Source organism: Psychrobacillus sp. FSL K6-2836 (genome assembly GCF_038003085.1).
Taxonomy (GTDB): Bacteria; Bacillota; Bacilli; order Bacillales_A; family Planococcaceae; genus Psychrobacillus.
Genome location: NZ_JBBOOM010000001.1, coordinates 2,456,960 through 2,471,567, shown reverse-complemented (window position 1 = coordinate 2,471,567; position 14,608 = coordinate 2,456,960). Strand labels below are relative to the sequence as shown.

14 protein-coding genes are annotated in these 14,608 nt (G+C 33.1%); 5 read left to right on the top strand and 9 right to left on the bottom strand.

Annotation, left to right across the window (positions count from 1 at the left end):
• Positions 1–4: 4 nt before the first annotated feature.
• Positions 5–817, top strand: coding sequence for an ABC transporter ATP-binding protein (locus MKY37_RS11685; protein WP_340777204.1), 813 nt, complete (start codon positions 5–7; stop codon positions 815–817).
• 87 nt (positions 818–904) lie between these two features.
• Entirely contained in the window at positions 905–1,546 is a 642-nt protein-coding gene (locus tag MKY37_RS11680) for an IucA/IucC family C-terminal-domain containing protein (protein WP_340777201.1), read from the top strand.
• A gap of 83 nt (positions 1,547–1,629) precedes the next feature.
• On the opposite strand, the gene MKY37_RS11675 is transcribed toward MKY37_RS11680, so the two are convergent.
• Entirely contained in the window at positions 1,630–2,844 is a 1,215-nt protein-coding gene (locus MKY37_RS11675) for a translocation protein TolB (RefSeq protein ID WP_340777199.1), read from the bottom strand.
• A gap of 528 nt (positions 2,845–3,372) precedes the next feature.
• Between MKY37_RS11675 and MKY37_RS11670 the strand changes: the two genes are divergently transcribed.
• A complete protein-coding gene (locus MKY37_RS11670) occupies positions 3,373–4,104 on the top strand; it encodes a class I SAM-dependent methyltransferase (RefSeq protein WP_340777197.1) in 732 nt (243 codons plus the stop codon).
• 502 nt (positions 4,105–4,606) lie between these two features.
• On the opposite strand, the gene MKY37_RS11665 is transcribed toward MKY37_RS11670, so the two are convergent.
• From MKY37_RS11665 to MKY37_RS11650, 4 genes are all read right to left on the bottom strand, one after another.
• Positions 4,607–5,095 carry a VOC family protein gene (locus MKY37_RS11665; RefSeq protein ID WP_340777195.1) on the bottom strand — a complete coding sequence of 163 codons (489 nt, stop codon included), beginning with the start codon at positions 5,093–5,095 and terminating at the stop codon, positions 4,607–4,609.
• 492 nt (positions 5,096–5,587) lie between these two features.
• Positions 5,588–7,345 carry a YecA family protein gene (locus MKY37_RS11660; RefSeq protein ID WP_340777192.1) on the bottom strand — a complete coding sequence of 586 codons (1,758 nt, stop codon included), beginning with the start codon at positions 7,343–7,345 and terminating at the stop codon, positions 5,588–5,590.
• 174 nt (positions 7,346–7,519) lie between these two features.
• Positions 7,520–8,359, bottom strand: coding sequence for an S-4TM family putative pore-forming effector (locus MKY37_RS11655; protein ID WP_340777189.1), 840 nt, complete (start codon positions 8,357–8,359; stop codon positions 7,520–7,522).
• 131 nt (positions 8,360–8,490) lie between these two features.
• Positions 8,491–9,483 (bottom strand): SMODS domain-containing nucleotidyltransferase, encoded by a 993-nt coding sequence (locus MKY37_RS11650; RefSeq protein WP_340777187.1) that lies wholly within the window; start codon positions 9,481–9,483, stop codon positions 8,491–8,493.
• A gap of 528 nt (positions 9,484–10,011) precedes the next feature.
• On the opposite strand from MKY37_RS11650, the gene MKY37_RS11645 reads away from it, so the two are divergent.
• Positions 10,012–10,248 carry a hypothetical protein gene (locus MKY37_RS11645; RefSeq protein ID WP_340777185.1) on the top strand — a complete coding sequence of 79 codons (237 nt, stop codon included), beginning with the start codon at positions 10,012–10,014 and terminating at the stop codon, positions 10,246–10,248.
• 133 nt (positions 10,249–10,381) lie between these two features.
• On the opposite strand, the gene MKY37_RS11640 is transcribed toward MKY37_RS11645, so the two are convergent.
• From MKY37_RS11640 to MKY37_RS11630, 3 genes are all read right to left on the bottom strand, one after another.
• Complete coding sequence (locus MKY37_RS11640) at positions 10,382–10,591, bottom strand: hypothetical protein (RefSeq protein ID WP_340777182.1); 210 nt, start codon at positions 10,589–10,591, stop codon at positions 10,382–10,384.
• A gap of 12 nt (positions 10,592–10,603) precedes the next feature.
• Complete coding sequence (locus tag MKY37_RS11635; RefSeq protein ID WP_340777179.1) at positions 10,604–11,983, bottom strand: NAD(P)-binding domain-containing protein; 1,380 nt, start codon at positions 11,981–11,983, stop codon at positions 10,604–10,606.
• Positions 11,984–12,083: 100 nt separating this feature from the next.
• Positions 12,084–12,530: a MarR family winged helix-turn-helix transcriptional regulator gene (locus tag MKY37_RS11630; RefSeq protein ID WP_144513287.1), complete on the bottom strand. Its 447-nt coding sequence runs from the start codon at positions 12,528–12,530 to the stop codon at positions 12,084–12,086.
• A gap of 103 nt (positions 12,531–12,633) precedes the next feature.
• On the opposite strand from MKY37_RS11630, the gene MKY37_RS11625 reads away from it, so the two are divergent.
• Positions 12,634–13,143, top strand: a complete 510-nt coding sequence (locus tag MKY37_RS11625; RefSeq protein ID WP_340777175.1) for a GNAT family N-acetyltransferase — start codon at positions 12,634–12,636, stop codon at positions 13,141–13,143.
• Between the two features lie 240 nt (positions 13,144–13,383).
• Here MKY37_RS11625 and MKY37_RS11620 read toward each other — a convergent pair whose 3' ends face one another.
• On the bottom strand, positions 13,384–14,442 hold the full coding sequence (locus tag MKY37_RS11620; protein ID WP_340777172.1) for a flavin-containing monooxygenase: 1,059 nt from the start codon (positions 14,440–14,442) through the stop codon (positions 13,384–13,386).
• Positions 14,443–14,608: the final 166 nt, after the last annotated feature.

Sequence of the window (14,608 nt, the reverse complement as noted above, 5' to 3'; positions counted from 1 at the left end):
TGAAATGAAACAAGTGATTGAGACACAAAATTTAACCCTCTCGTATGGGGAGAGTATTATTATAAATGATTTAAATCTTCAAATACCAAAAGGGGAAATTACTGTTTTCATTGGTGGAAACGGGTGTGGAAAATCTACACTTCTTCGTTCGATTGCTCGGTTGTTAAAGCCCAAAAGTGGAGCAGTATTGCTAGATGGAAGCGCGATATCTAAAATGGCCAGTAAGGATGTTGCAAAGCAAATGTCTATCCTTCCACAATCTCCAGTTGCTCCTGAAGGATTAACTGTACTTCAATTAGTGAAGCAAGGAAGATACCCTTACCAAACATGGTTAAAGCAATGGACAGAGGAAGATGAAGAAAAAGTAAGGATGGCCTTAAAAGCAACTGCTATTGAAGACCTAAAGGATCGTCCAGTGGATTCTTTATCTGGAGGACAACGACAAAGAGCATGGATCGCCATGACTTTAGCTCAAGATACAGATATTATCTTACTGGATGAGCCAACTACTTATCTTGATATGACACATCAAATTGAGATTCTCGATTTACTGTATGAACTAAATGAAACAGAGAAACGAACGATTGTAATGGTGCTACACGATTTAAATTTAGCATGTAGATATGCGGATAATATAGTTGCGATTAAGGACCGGGAAATCTATGCACAGGGTAAACCAGAGCATATTATTAGCTGTCCATTAGTAAAAAATGTGTTTGGTATGGATTGTCAGATTACAAAAGATCCTCTATTTGGTACGCCATTATGTATCCCATTCGGTAAGGGAAGATGCATTCTTAAGGAAGTTGGAGTTTAAGTGGATTTACATCTTGATAAGCTCCGAAAATTACGTTTGACTACAGTAAAAATGAATTCTTTTCTTTCAATTGAAACGACTAAGCTCATGGATGAATCATGCTTAAAGGAATATATAGTTTCTATTCAACATCATATTGGTGCAACTAATATAAAAGCTGCAGCATCTATTTTTTTAAAAAGATATGCATTCTTGTCTGTTATTTATTTGTATACAATGACGATGAACAATAAAAGATTAAATATCTCTTTTGAAAATGTCTCATTAGAAACGAACGATAGCAGTGAGCTTTGGCTACCTTGTTTCTATATTCACCGTTTAGAAGTACAAGCTCTTAAAGAAAATAGACAGCAATGGCGAGCAAATAGTATAGAGTTGCTTTTTAAAGAGCATATATCACCAATACTCAATACTCTTTCTAATGTTACGAAGGTGTCTAAGTTAGTTTTATGGGAAAACATTGCAGTATACATTTTTTGGCTATATGAAACGTTCATATTAGAGGAAGAAATTTCACAAGATATTTTAACTCGTGCACAGGAAGACTTTCAATTTATCATTTCCCCCACAGCAAGTAAGCTTTTTGGAGATTATAGTGAAAATCCTTTAGCAAGATACTATGAAGGAGAACTTGAAACTATCAATAGGAAGAGAACTACTTGTTGTTACTCTCATTTAACTAAAAGCCAGAAGTATTGTACGACCTGTCCACATATTATATCTAAGTGAAATTTGTTTAGGTACCTTTCCTTTTCGAATTCAGATTATTTTATGTAACTGGTACCCCACTATAACTACTGTTAATGCTTCTTTTATTTTTTATGGAAAAAAGTCGGCGAAGAGTCTACATTTGTTAACCACTGTTGTTCTAAATTATTTACCCCATTTTTAATCCAAACGTCCCCTTGGTTTTCCTTATCCCTCTTTCGATACCATGTAATAGTTGCCCCAATCACTTGGGGTGTATCGTCTATTTCATAGTTCGGTGGAAAGGTAAGTTGCTTTTGTTCTCCCGATTGAATATTAATAATATACAGCTTTGTAAACATAGTCGGAACTGGTCCCAATTTCCATTCCTTGTTTTCTTTTGCCCGAGCAACAATTATTTCATCTGGAGAAAGCCATTCTAAATCCAGATCAACATATCCTTTAGGTGTATATTCCTTTCGATCCTTTATGGAAGGAATATTAGTAACGGCGGTATTTTTGTTTTCAACCTGAAACCTGCCTTCACCAGATATAAAAGCTAGTTGATTTTTTCTAGGAGCCCATTTTATCCAGTTTTCATACCAAAGCATCTTTCCAATAACTTGAAATTGGTCTCCTACTGATGGGAGTACAGCTAAGGTATTGCTATCATTGGACCAAGATGCAGTTGGCATTGCTAGAAAGCTAACCCACTTACCATCAGCACTCCATTTAAAATATTGGGCATCAATTGCAAATAAGTCTGTCATATTTGTTTGAATGATATAAAAAGGTTTTATTTTAGTTGTATCAAGATTGGCATCTACTGGAACTTTGAAGAGTTGGACTGGCTCCCATCCAGTAGGCAGCAGATTAGACTGAGATGAAACGATAAATTCTTTTCCGTTTGGAAACCATTCGAAATCACTAACCCCTAAAGAGACATTCTCAAATCCTTGCGGTCGTCCATTTTTTGTTTTTGTAACGTTTAGGACACCCTCAGAAGTGTAAGCTAGTTGATTTGAAATTGGAGACCATTTAAAATTTCTCGTTTCAATTTGGTATGGCTGATAGTTTTCTTTTTTCTTTAAATCATATATAAACAAATATGTGTTATCTCCATTCTCATCACCAGCTAAATAAGCAAGGAACTGACCATCCTTTGACCACTTTGGTAAGGAAACATGTCGATCTGTTGTAAGTTGCGTCTCCTTATTGCCCTCTTTCATCCAAAGCTGATGATCTCGTATAAAAGCCGCTTTCAGTTGAACTTCAGCAGTAGCACCTATTGAAAAGTTAAAACTAAGTAGTAGTATGAATATTAAAATCCGAATTGCCATTCATCGCACCTCCTTGTAATAGGATGTCCTTATGAATAACATAAATTCGATCAGCAGACATAACAGTATTTGGGACCAATAAATCATTCCTTGTAAGTTGAGGAAGTAAAATTGCTCAACAAAAAAGATACATCACAAACTATATGATCAGTTTCCAATTAGAGGAATGCATTGCATGAAGTGAAATTTTATATTTTGGAATGTTTCTTCTCGTTTAAGTACTAAAAGATATTGTTTGTAAAAATTTTATAAAAATTATCAATAAATATATCCCTGTTTTGAAATAATTTTCCGATATGTCTTCACAATCAATTTTCTCGTTTGCCCTATCAAGTAAACTGGATATATGTGTCAAATTATAAATGTTCGTTTTTTCTAAAGAATAAGTAATTTTCTACTTTTCTTTTCATTAAATACATGATAGAATACATTAATTTGTGCATTAGGCGATAATTTTCTCGATATTACAAATTAGTTTTTTCTACAAGAAAAAGAAAGTAAAAGAGGATTAGATGGGGAGATGTTTTGATGGAATTCAGAGGAGCTAGTGTTTACGATCAAACGGATTTTTTTTCAAATTACATGAAAAGAAGAAACAGACAAGATAGTCCAAATAATGCTATTGAAGGTCCAATTATCTATGAATTAATTGGAAGTATTCAAGATATTGACGTCTTAGATTTAGGGTGTGGTGATGCATCGTTTGGAAAAGAACTCTTTCATTTAGGAGCAAAAAACTACATAGGAGTAGAAGGTTCGGAACAAATGGTGGAAGCGGCACGCTCTAACATACTTGAACAAAACGGGACAATACATTTTGAAACAATTGAATCCTATGATTATCCAAAAGAGGCATTTGATCTTGTGACATCTCGATTTGCAATCCATTATGTTTCAGACATTAACCGCCTGTTTCAAGATGTTCATAAAACACTTAAAGAAAACGGGAGATTTGCTTTTAGTGTCCAGCATCCACTTACAACTTCATCTTTTGCTAGTAAGCAATCTGGAGATAAACGCGGTAATTGGATTGTCGATGACTACTTCCATGAGGGGGAAAGAAAAGAACCTTGGATTGACCAAATAGTCGTTAAGTATCATCGAACAATCGAAAATTATTTTATGGCACTTAGACAAGCTGGTTTTACAGTATTGGATTTACGTGAAGGTACACCAAAGCGCGAACATTTTAGTAGCGAAGAAGAATTTGTTAGAAGACAGCGGATTCCAATCGTCTTGGCTTTTTCTTGTGTAAAGTAAAATAAATATCCTCATATTATTTGAAAAACAGTTAAAAGAGAAATTATGCTTTTGATAAAAATGGTGTGTTCAAAGAGTAAATAAATACATCGGTGGAATCATTATCGAAAATACCGATGAAGTTATACAGTCAATTTATCGACTAGATACTGCTTTAATGTTATCCATATTATTCACCAACTTAATAAATGATTCTGCTAAAAGGGATTACTATCTCAAGCGAGTTCATTTTTTAAGTCAAAAAATAAACAACACCTTATAGTCATATTCTTATTCAACACTAACGGCAGTTTCGTTTAACAAGAGGTTGCCTTTATGGGCAGATTTTGCTCCAATTCAATGCTTTAGTAACTCCACCAATCACTGCATTCAAAAGGACCCAAACCAATTCTTATTGTTATTAGACCACCGAAGAAAAGAAACCATTTTGAAAAAAGATTGATCAAAGTGGTTTCTTTTCTTATCAGTGAGTTTGCTGTTTTGATAAATAAGATTGGACATTTTACTTGATTTTCTCAGCCAGCTCCAAAACAATTCCTTCTGGCCCACTAACGAAGCATAATTTATAAGCGTTTTCGTAGTTTTGTATCTCTCCAATAAGTACTGCGCCTTTTTTGGTCAATTTTGTAACCATGGCTTCAATATCTTCTACATCAAAGGCAATATGCTGGATACCAAGAGTATTTGCTAAAGGACGCTGTATGCCACTTTCACCCGCGGGTGTGTGAAATTTTACTAGTTCTATATTTGCGTCACCATCTGGCGTTCGCAACATTACTAGTTCTATTTTTTCGTCACCATCTGGCGTTCCCAATATTGCAACTTCCTCTTTAACGTCTTGAAGCCCCATTATGCGCTCCATTCGCTGCACCCACTCGCCTTCCACTTTTCCTTCCCCTAGCATTTCAAGGCCACAGTCAAGAAAAAACGCTTTTGCTGCAGGAAGATCATTGACGATTATACCCACATGATCTATTCTATGGATTTTCATATCTCATACCACCTTTTTCCTAATTTTATCACATATTTCTCCTAAAGATTTCTTCTCGATTGCTTAATAGCTTTTCCTCTTTATTCTACAAACTGTCCCTTTAACAGAACAATTTATTTTCAATTTAACAATTCATTAATCTACTTTTTAATTCAGATGTTCTTTCCCTTCATTATAAAAATGCCCCTTTAGATAACCATATCCAAAGGGGCAAAACGTCGCGACTTTATTTCATCTATAATTTTTGTTGGTTTGGAATAAAGTTTGATCAAAAGTTTGCTACAAATGTTGATTATACAATAGAAGAAACTCACGCATTTTGAAAAAAGATTGATCAAAATGCGTGTTACTTCTATTTCTAATAATTATATTTTGTAAAAAAGATTGATCAGAATCCTTCCCCTCTTACCATTAATGATAAAAGGGAAGGACTTTTCATCTGTTCAACTAATTCTTGATAAAAAGAAACAAAACTTTTAATTAGATCTAATTTCAACCACAGCACTTTTTGTATTTATACACTTTACCAGTTTTCTCATTTATTTTCCCGCAAAAGCAAGGATCATTTCTTCTTAATTTTATTCTACCTTCTTCTTTCTTTATGGGGGGCAAATTTACTTTCTCAGTATTAAGTGATACAGACTGGACAATAAAATTTTGATTGCCATAACTTATTTCAATTTCATTCAAATTATAATCTACTCCCTCCTTTGGCAAGAAGAGATTATTATCAATAATTCGAATAACTTCTAATAAATCACCATTTGTATCAGCTAATATCTTCAAAAAGGATGCCTCATTAATAATTTTTGCTGAAGAATCAATAAAAGAGCTACCAATATTGTTTTTTGATATCACGCATGAATAAATTTGGTTTACTTCCAAATCATTCTGCCCAAAAGCTCTCTCTAAGACATCACTAGTGTTTTTCAAGGCGTATTCTTTAATTAACTTTGCCTGCGAAATACCCTTTTCAAGGTCTTTGTCCCTTGCACAAATTTCTTTGATAGAATCAATAGACAACAACCATTTAATTTCAGAAAGGAAAAGAACCTTTCTATTTTTATCATAAAGAATTAAATCCATATCAGGTAAGGGATCTGGTAATTTCTTAGCAGTAGAAACACTAATATTCGAATAATATTTTAATTTTTCAGATAAATCACCCAACATTATATCTTCTTTAAGGTTAGAGAGTCTCGAATAATCACCTTGTGCAATTTTATTTAAGAGATAAATCAAGTTTCTCTCAAAATTACTATTTATTATTAGATTGGGTGGTATGGCAATATTAATATCATCCAAAGGTATAATTGGTTGCCAAATTACATGCCCGTTTGTGATTGAAGCATCGTATAAAAGAGTTTCTAAAATTAACCTTACTTGTTCATTTGCTACCTTTGATTTATCTGTGATTTCTTTAGATAAGTCTTCAAATGTAGTAATCATAACAATATATTCAATGGCTCCTCCCTCTTTTTTTGAGGATTTACATGCAGCCTCGTGTATTAATGATTTTCTTAATAACACTTCCCATACTTTTCTGAATTCTCCTAGTGTAAACCCGTGCATTTTCCAGTCCTCTGGTAATTCACTAAAGTATTCAACTTGTGCTTTACTTATTAATTCAAAACTATTCAATTTAGCCTCTGATATATCATATTGTAAACCTTGATCGTTAAAGTAAATTTCTTTTTCAAGATTAAAACAATTAATAATATTATCTGGAATGGCTTTTAAAGCTTTTACAAGATTATCCTCTTTTGTGTTTTGTGCAAGAACAAGGTCCGCAGCTTCTCTTTTTCCTTGATCACCATTTTTAAATTTAAATATAAGCTGGTTATTTTCTTCGTTATATTCTACAATTTGTCTACCTCTTGAAAGCAGAGTATATCCATCACATATCCTACCGTACATCATCGATTGAATAAAAGTTTGTGAAGCAGCAAAATATAATTTACCATTATAGTCAATTTCTACAGAAGAGACACCATAAGGACAACATTCATATATCCATTTAATTGTTTGATCTAAACCATCAATAAAATTATTTATAACTAAGTCCTTATCGCTAAGCTTTTTTGAAATCAAGCCCCTTGCTTCAAATATTGAAGGGGCAAATTTTATACCATCTTCAAAAACCCTTAAAGCATTAAGAACAGCTGTACCTCGTTCGTTTTTTAGAAAAATATCACTTAAATGGTGTTTATCTATTATGTCTTCAATTGTTCTTTCAACTGATTTTTCCATTTGAACCTCCAAGTAAGCTAAAGTAAATTGATTCACACTCTTCACAGCAATTTCAACATAAATATCCAATAAAAAACGCCTCTGAGAAAAACTAGAGAGTTTATTTTTATAAAATATAATTATTAATAATGGTCCAATCTATAAAAAAAGTCTGTTTTTTTACAGACTTTTTCCTTATAAAGTTACTTTTATATTTTCCTCAAATCTCTCTTTTAACCACTTATAAAGAGATTCTATTACAAGTGAACTACTGTTTCGCATAATAAATATTTTATCTTGAATTTGTCTGCACTCTTCTAATGATTTATCTGGTAATCCAATGATTGATTCTACCTCGCCTAAATATTTCTCCTTTTTTTCAGCTAATTTTAGGTTCCCAATACCTGTTTCGAATCCAAAAAATAAAATTGAAGAAATCGGAAATACAAATGAAGCAACAGAATCCACAAAGGGGTTGTTTATAATCCACATTGTTATGAAGCATATAAAGATAATTAAAATAGTTATTCCAATTACTAAATAACCATATTTTTTTCTCAACTCAAAATCCCAATAAAGGTTTGTTCTTTGGCAAATTAGTACACTGTCTGGATATTCCATCTTGCTTACATTAGGATACCAGTCACGTAACTTTGTTCTTTCGACAATCGATAAACTTTTACTTTTTTCATATATTAATTCCTTTCTTACTTTTTTTCCCACAATATGTTTGTTCCACTTTAGACCAAACACTTCTGTATCAAATTCCTCTTGAATAGTAGCAGCCTGTTGCACCTTATGTTCAATTAACTTTTTATATAAAAAGATGTTAAATAACGCTAGAATAAAACTACCCAATGCAACACTCGCTTTATATTGTGGAAATTTTAAAGTTATTACAAGAGATATTAAACTTAATAAAATTACGCTACCTCCATAAAATTTCCATAATTTTTTTGCTTCTCTATAAAGGACTCTTTGTGCTGATAACAAATCTAAACATTCATCGCTGTTTTGGTCTTTTATTAATGCCAAAATACCCTGCTCCTTTATTATTTTCTACTTTCTTTTATTACATTATAAAATAGTTCATAAGATTCTATTATTAAACACAATATCAAGCCTATTTCGATTAGTTAGCCGAAGAGAAATATTGGTAGCCAGTATTATTCATATTCATCCCCGAAAACAATTCGCCATTTTTTATCAGCATTTTCGTAGTCCTTGGCATCTTCAAAATCTATAGCATCCTGTACTGCAGCCATAAATTCATTTGCTTTAGAGTCTACAGAATACTTTTTAGATAAATCTAAATCGTTAAGGTCACCTTGAATTTCTTTAGGGTCCCAAACAGCACTCCAAATTGCACTTTTCAAATACTTAAAGAACCCCATTAATTGATAAGGTCTTGTTAACCATAATTCTCCTTCATCATTCTCAAAATAATCCAATACTAGATTTTCAATTAAATATGAAGAAAGTTTTAGTGAGGAATGTACTTTATTACAATACTTAATAATTCTTATAAATTCTATAACATTATAATCAATCGATTTATTTAAGTTGGTTACTCGATTTTGATCAATTCGAGGGTCAGTCTTTTGCCAATGGCCATTACCATCCGGAATTAAATAATAAGAACGTCCGTCTGATTCTTCACTAGTTTTAAAAGCTGGAACAATATCAAAAGTCCAATCGTAGCTAATTAATTTTAAAGTAACCACTTCTTTACGAGTATTAATATCAGAGTTTTTATACTGTGAAACTTTATTAATATTATCTCGAATTTTATTTAGTAATTTTCTAGAATTAAGATACCCATTATCATCTCTAAGCACATATAATTCTTCAGCTGTAGCTGGTGGAATCATTTTAATGGTACCTCCATCTTGAAAATAAGTAGTCCCGTTTGCTGAAAAAAGAAGCATAAAATCAATATCATCTAGTGGACGAATTTTAGTACGTCTCGAGAATGACCCATAGTTAAAAGTTTCTCTATTAGAAAACAACTTAGGAAAGTTAGTTGTTTTCTCAGGAAGAGCAACTAATTGTTCATGTAAGAAATCTCTACTTGAACGTGCCTTCTTTGTCACTTCAGGGTCCAAATTAATTTTGTCTTTAATAAATGTACTCATATTTACTCTAGTGTAAGTCGACATGTTATTTCCTCGTTTCATTTTATTATTCGATAAAATAAATGCTACTGGTAGCACTTGCTTTCAAGAACCATTTTTTTACTTGCTATATCGTTGGTATAGTATCTTCAACTTGATTCACCTGATGTTTAAGATCCCTCCTACACCATGCTTATTATTTTAATAATAGAATTTATTTCCTAACTTTTCGGAATAGAGTTAGAAGTGAATAAATCATAACTTTTCTTATTAAAATGCTCTTAAATCTTCCAGAATTATACTCTATTTTTTATAATATTATAGCATACAACGGTATAAATTAACTATATATTGTGTTTTATACATAAAATAATTCAACATATTGTATTATAATGAATTCCTCATTAGTCGGTAGCCTTAAAATCAGAGTTTATAGTAATTGAAAGAGTTAATACGAATTAAAGACAACTGTGTCGTGATGTGAATAGAGTTTAATTAGTAAAATTATTTGATTATAGAATAAATAGTTAAATAATGGACAATAAATGTTGTAAGTAGGAGGGGAAATTATTTATGTTAAAAAAAGAAGATGATAAAGTAATTTTTTGCTATAGCTGTCGCAAAAAGAGTCTATTTACGCGGAGAGATGTGAGTAATAATAGTGGTGTAGAAAGCCATTGTAGCGAGTGTACATATCTGTGGTTTGAATGGCAAAATCGAGCAGTAGAGCGAGAAAAGGAAAAATGGCAAGAATTTAATGGAGGATTAGTAAATAATAAAAAAATTCCTCTTTCAAATTTCATACAATAACATTGTCTTTAAGTAACGTGAACATTCCGAGAACAAGATTCTCTAATATTCAAATATAAACAACACCGTTCTAAAGTTATGAGCGGTGTTGTTTGATTTTACACACTAATCAAGTGCCCGTTTTACCTTTGCATTAGCTGAGAACTCTATTATTTAATATTTCTATAGCCTTTAAAAAATTGGAGTAACTGTCTTTTCCATAAACTTCATTATTATTTTTAAAAAAGTTGTTAACCATATAGTCTTGTGCTTGTTCTAAAGAAAAAGATCTCGCTTCTCTAACCAGTTTTAGGTAGGAAATAAAGTAATCTTTAGATAAATTAGCACCATTATTTACAGTCACTTAAATTCACCTCTAACATTTGGATACCTCAGTTCCACAACATGATTGTGCATAATTTTGTGGCCCCAAATTAACACTACACACACCAGTTTCCGGCAAATCAAGTTCTACCTTTCTAGCCGATTCAAAATCACCAGTCAAATGGGCCACAATAGATCTAACTTGTTCATAACCAGTAGCCATTAAGAATGTTGGAGCTCGACCATAACTTTTCATTCCTACTATATAAAAGTCTTTTTCTGGCTGTCTTAATATCTCTTCCCCATGAGGTCGAACAGTACCGCAACTGTGAAGGTTTGGATCAATTAATGGAGAAAGTGCTTCGACGCTTTCTGTAGCAGTATCAATGTTTAGTCTGATTTCTCTTTCAAACGAGAAGTCTGGACGGCTGCCTGTGTTTGCAATGATTTCATCAACGGGAGAAAGTGTTTCTTCACCATCTTCTGATTCTCCAGTGATTGCGATTCCATCGTTTGTTTTAGTTAATTGATGAATAAAAAATGGGGTATAGACTTTTACTTGACCACCATCAACTAATTGGTGGATACGACTTCCCAACTCCCCTCTTGCTTCAAGAGCGTCTTTATCTTCTCCACCGTAAGCATCTTCTACGCTTTTCTTTCGCATAATCCACGTAATTTCTACATCATCATTTAACTGTGATAATTCTAAAATCGTGTTTATGGCTGAATGACCGCCACCTACAACAGCTACTCTTTTGCCTTTGTATTTAACCTTATGCTCCTCTTTAATATCTGGAATACCATAATATATATGTTGTTTTAATTCTATTTCTTCTTTTGTCCAAACATTATCGGCATTTATCGGATTTGGATGTGACCAAGTTCCCGTAGCATCTATGACTGCCCTGGCTTCAATTCTTTTTGATACTCCATTTTGTTCCAGGTATAAAACAAAGGACGATTTTTTACGATTAGCAGACTTCATTTTATCTAAGCCTTTTTTACTGATTGAAACAACTTTTGTACTTAGTAATAGATAAGGTTTTATTTCAGGTAAATTTGCTAAAGGCTTCAAATAATCGTTAACTAATTCACTTCCTAATGGAAGGTCATTTAAAACAGGTTCTTTCCAATCATGATCTTCTAGAATTTTTTTTGCTATCTTATCAATATTGTACTGCCATGGTGAGAATAACCGTACATGTCCCCAGTTTAGAATATTACTCCCAACACTATCACCTGACTCGAGTAATATAAAACGTTCACCGATATTAGCTAGATGGGCAGCCGCTGCTAAACCTACAGGACCAGCACCTATAATCGCTATCGGTAATTCCTTGTTTGAAGATTTTGCTACATCTAAATTTATTTTTGCAGCAGGTACGCAGCATCCACCAGTGTTTCCTTGTTTCAGTTCAATGTTATTCATTTTCTTACCTCCATAAAATTTTAGTTGTAGTAATATTAACGCTCTCATTAATTGCACTTTGCAAGTAATATATATTTTTTTAAGCAAGACTTAATCTTGCTTAAAGTAGAGGTGTACAGCAAACACTTGATTTGGACATAGCTTGATTTAGTAATTTAATAGAACGAATAACTGTTTCTCTTTCAAATTCGTTCATATGCGAGAATACTTCCTCTAAATAAGCATTCATCGATTCGTCAATGGTTGTAGCGACAAATTTACCTTGTACTGTAAGGGATAAAATATATACCCTTTTGTCTGCTGAGGAAGGTGTTTTCTTTACTAATTCCATTTTAATAAGAGTCTGGACTTGCCGGCTAAAAGTCGTTATATCCATCGCTATCGTTTCTGCAATCTGTTGCATGGATGGTGATGATTGTTTATCTATTTCATAAAGAATGTGACTTTGTACGGATGATATATCCACGGCTCCAATTGAACAACAATTTTTATTAAGAAGTCCAAACCTACGAGTAAGCAATTGAAATAGTTCACGTTTGTTTTCCATGTTTTCACCTCTTCTATAATATATACACCATTTACTTGCAATGTGCAACAAATAACATTAAAATTTCATTAAATACTTTTTAATTTTATTGGGGGAATCAGACATGAATTTTATTATTAGAAATGCTATTAAAGCTGATTGGGTCGAAATTAAACAAATTTATGAAGCTGGGATTTCCACAGGTTTAGCTACATTTGAAACTATAGCACCCACCACTTATGAACAATGGATCTTAAATGCTTCACCTGAATGTACTTTAATTGCACAAGCCGAAAATAAAATATTAGGTTGGTGCAAAATTACACCGATATCAAGTCGTTTGGCTTATGTAGGTGTCGGCGAAGTTAGTGTCTATGTTCATCCTGAAGCACAAGGGAAAGGAGTCGGCAATTTACTCTTGAAAAACTTGATTACTTTATCTGAAGAGAAGGGATTTTGGACTTTACAGGCTTCTATTTTCTCTGAAAATAATAACAGTATTTACTTACATAAAAAAAATGGCTTTAGAGAAGTAGGTATAAGAGAAAAAATAGGGAAATTAAATGGCAAATGGAGAGATAGTGTTTTATTAGAGAAAAGAAGCAATTTAGTCGGATTAGAAGGAGATTTTTAATTTATTTGCCCAAGACCAATTAAATTTGTTATATCTACTGAACTACTTGAAAGAATCCATTATGGATTGTCTTAAATGGATTCTTTTTGTATGCTTTATAACTCCTGCAATTACTTACCTAGCAGCATTCAGGTTTCCTGTTTTGATGTTCTTTTACTTGTTAGGGATAGACTGTAGGGCTTATCTCGTAACAAACTTTCTCACAGTTGGCTATGGTTACCTAAGAGAACACTTTGCCAATTACATTCGATGTTCAAGATAATGCAATAGTTTTTTCACGACATATTGTGCGTCAGGACCTACCCCTCTTAAGGTAGCAGAAGCAAAGGATCGTTGCCCTTCCATTCCCACATAATAGAGACCTGGAACTTCGCTTATACCCGCTTTATGTGATGGCTTACCCTCCTCATCCAATGCTCCAATCGCTTGAAGATATGGTAACTGTGGTCTGTATCCAGTCGCATATATAACAGTATCTACCTGTTCTTTTGTCCCGTTTGGCCAAATAACTCCGTTTTCATAAAAGGACGTAAACATCGGTTGTTGATCTGGTTTTCCTGCTATTATTCGCTCTTTGTATTTACCAGTATCATTAACAGCACTCGAACTAGGTGCTGTTTTTCCAAATCGCCAAAAGGGAAACTTGTCAAAACCAATAAATTTCAACCAAAAATGCAAATCCTTACCCCATACTTTTTGTTTTACAAACTTAATTGGACTTAACACTGCTAAAGACGTTTGACTCACCTCAGCTAGCTCAACTGCAATCTGAATGGCAGAATTCCCACGTCCCACAACCAATACTCTTTGATTTATAAATGGCTCTGAATTTTTGTATTCGGAGGAATGAATAGTTAGACCTTTAAACCCATCCCGCCCAGCTATATTCGGTATGAATGGATTGTTAAACGAACCGGTTGCATTAATGATAGTTCGTGTTTGAAATGTATCCCCTGTCATCGTACGAATCGTAAAACCTTCACTACCTTTTTCAACAGATTCTACACGCTGGTTGGTTTCAACTTTCAATTGAAACTTCCTCTTGTATTCCTGTAAATAACGAACGACCTCATCTCTCTTCGGATACAGACTTTGTTCTCCGGGGAATTTCATACCTGGCAGTGATGAATAACCTGCTGGAGAGAATAGTTTAAGACTGTCGTAATAACGTGACCACGAACCACCTACCTGATTGCTTGATTCCAAAATTAGATATCGAACCCCTTTTTTCTGCAAATGATAGCCTGAAGCAAGACCTGCTTGCCCTCCTCCAATGACTATTGTATCTAAAATTTCCACTCAAACACTCTCCTTTTTATTTGTATTTTACAAGTTCTTAAAATGATAAATAATGAATACCATTTGTTACTGCCAATAATTCGACATTGTATAGATCACGTTATAATTATTGATGTAATTATAACCTCACAAAGGTATAACTTTAAACACCGATTAAAAAACAACT

Excerpts from the sequence above, each read along its gene's own strand:
- MKY37_RS11660 (WP_340777192.1), bottom strand. The coding sequence starts at position 7,345 with ATGGAAAAATCAGTTGAAAGAACAATTGAAGACATAATAGATAAACAC.
- MKY37_RS11685 (WP_340777204.1), top strand. The coding sequence starts at position 5 with ATGAAACAAGTGATTGAGACACAAAATTTAACCCTCTCGTATGGGGAG.
- MKY37_RS11675 (WP_340777199.1), bottom strand. The coding sequence starts at position 2,844 with ATGGCAATTCGGATTTTAATATTCATACTACTACTTAGTTTTAACTTT.
- MKY37_RS11670 (WP_340777197.1), top strand. The coding sequence starts at position 3,373 with ATGGAATTCAGAGGAGCTAGTGTTTACGATCAAACGGATTTTTTTTCA.
- MKY37_RS11665 (WP_340777195.1), bottom strand. The coding sequence starts at position 5,095 with ATGAAAATCCATAGAATAGATCATGTGGGTATAATCGTCAATGATCTT.
- MKY37_RS11625 (WP_340777175.1), top strand. The coding sequence starts at position 12,634 with ATGAATTTTATTATTAGAAATGCTATTAAAGCTGATTGGGTCGAAATT.
- MKY37_RS11635 (WP_340777179.1), bottom strand. The coding sequence starts at position 11,983 with ATGAATAACATTGAACTGAAACAAGGAAACACTGGTGGATGCTGCGTA.
- MKY37_RS11650 (WP_340777187.1), bottom strand. The coding sequence starts at position 9,483 with ATGTCGACTTACACTAGAGTAAATATGAGTACATTTATTAAAGACAAA.
- MKY37_RS11630 (WP_144513287.1), bottom strand. The coding sequence starts at position 12,530 with ATGGAAAACAAACGTGAACTATTTCAATTGCTTACTCGTAGGTTTGGA.
- MKY37_RS11680 (WP_340777201.1), top strand. The coding sequence starts at position 905 with ATGGATGAATCATGCTTAAAGGAATATATAGTTTCTATTCAACATCAT.
- MKY37_RS11645 (WP_340777185.1), top strand. The coding sequence starts at position 10,012 with ATGTTAAAAAAAGAAGATGATAAAGTAATTTTTTGCTATAGCTGTCGC.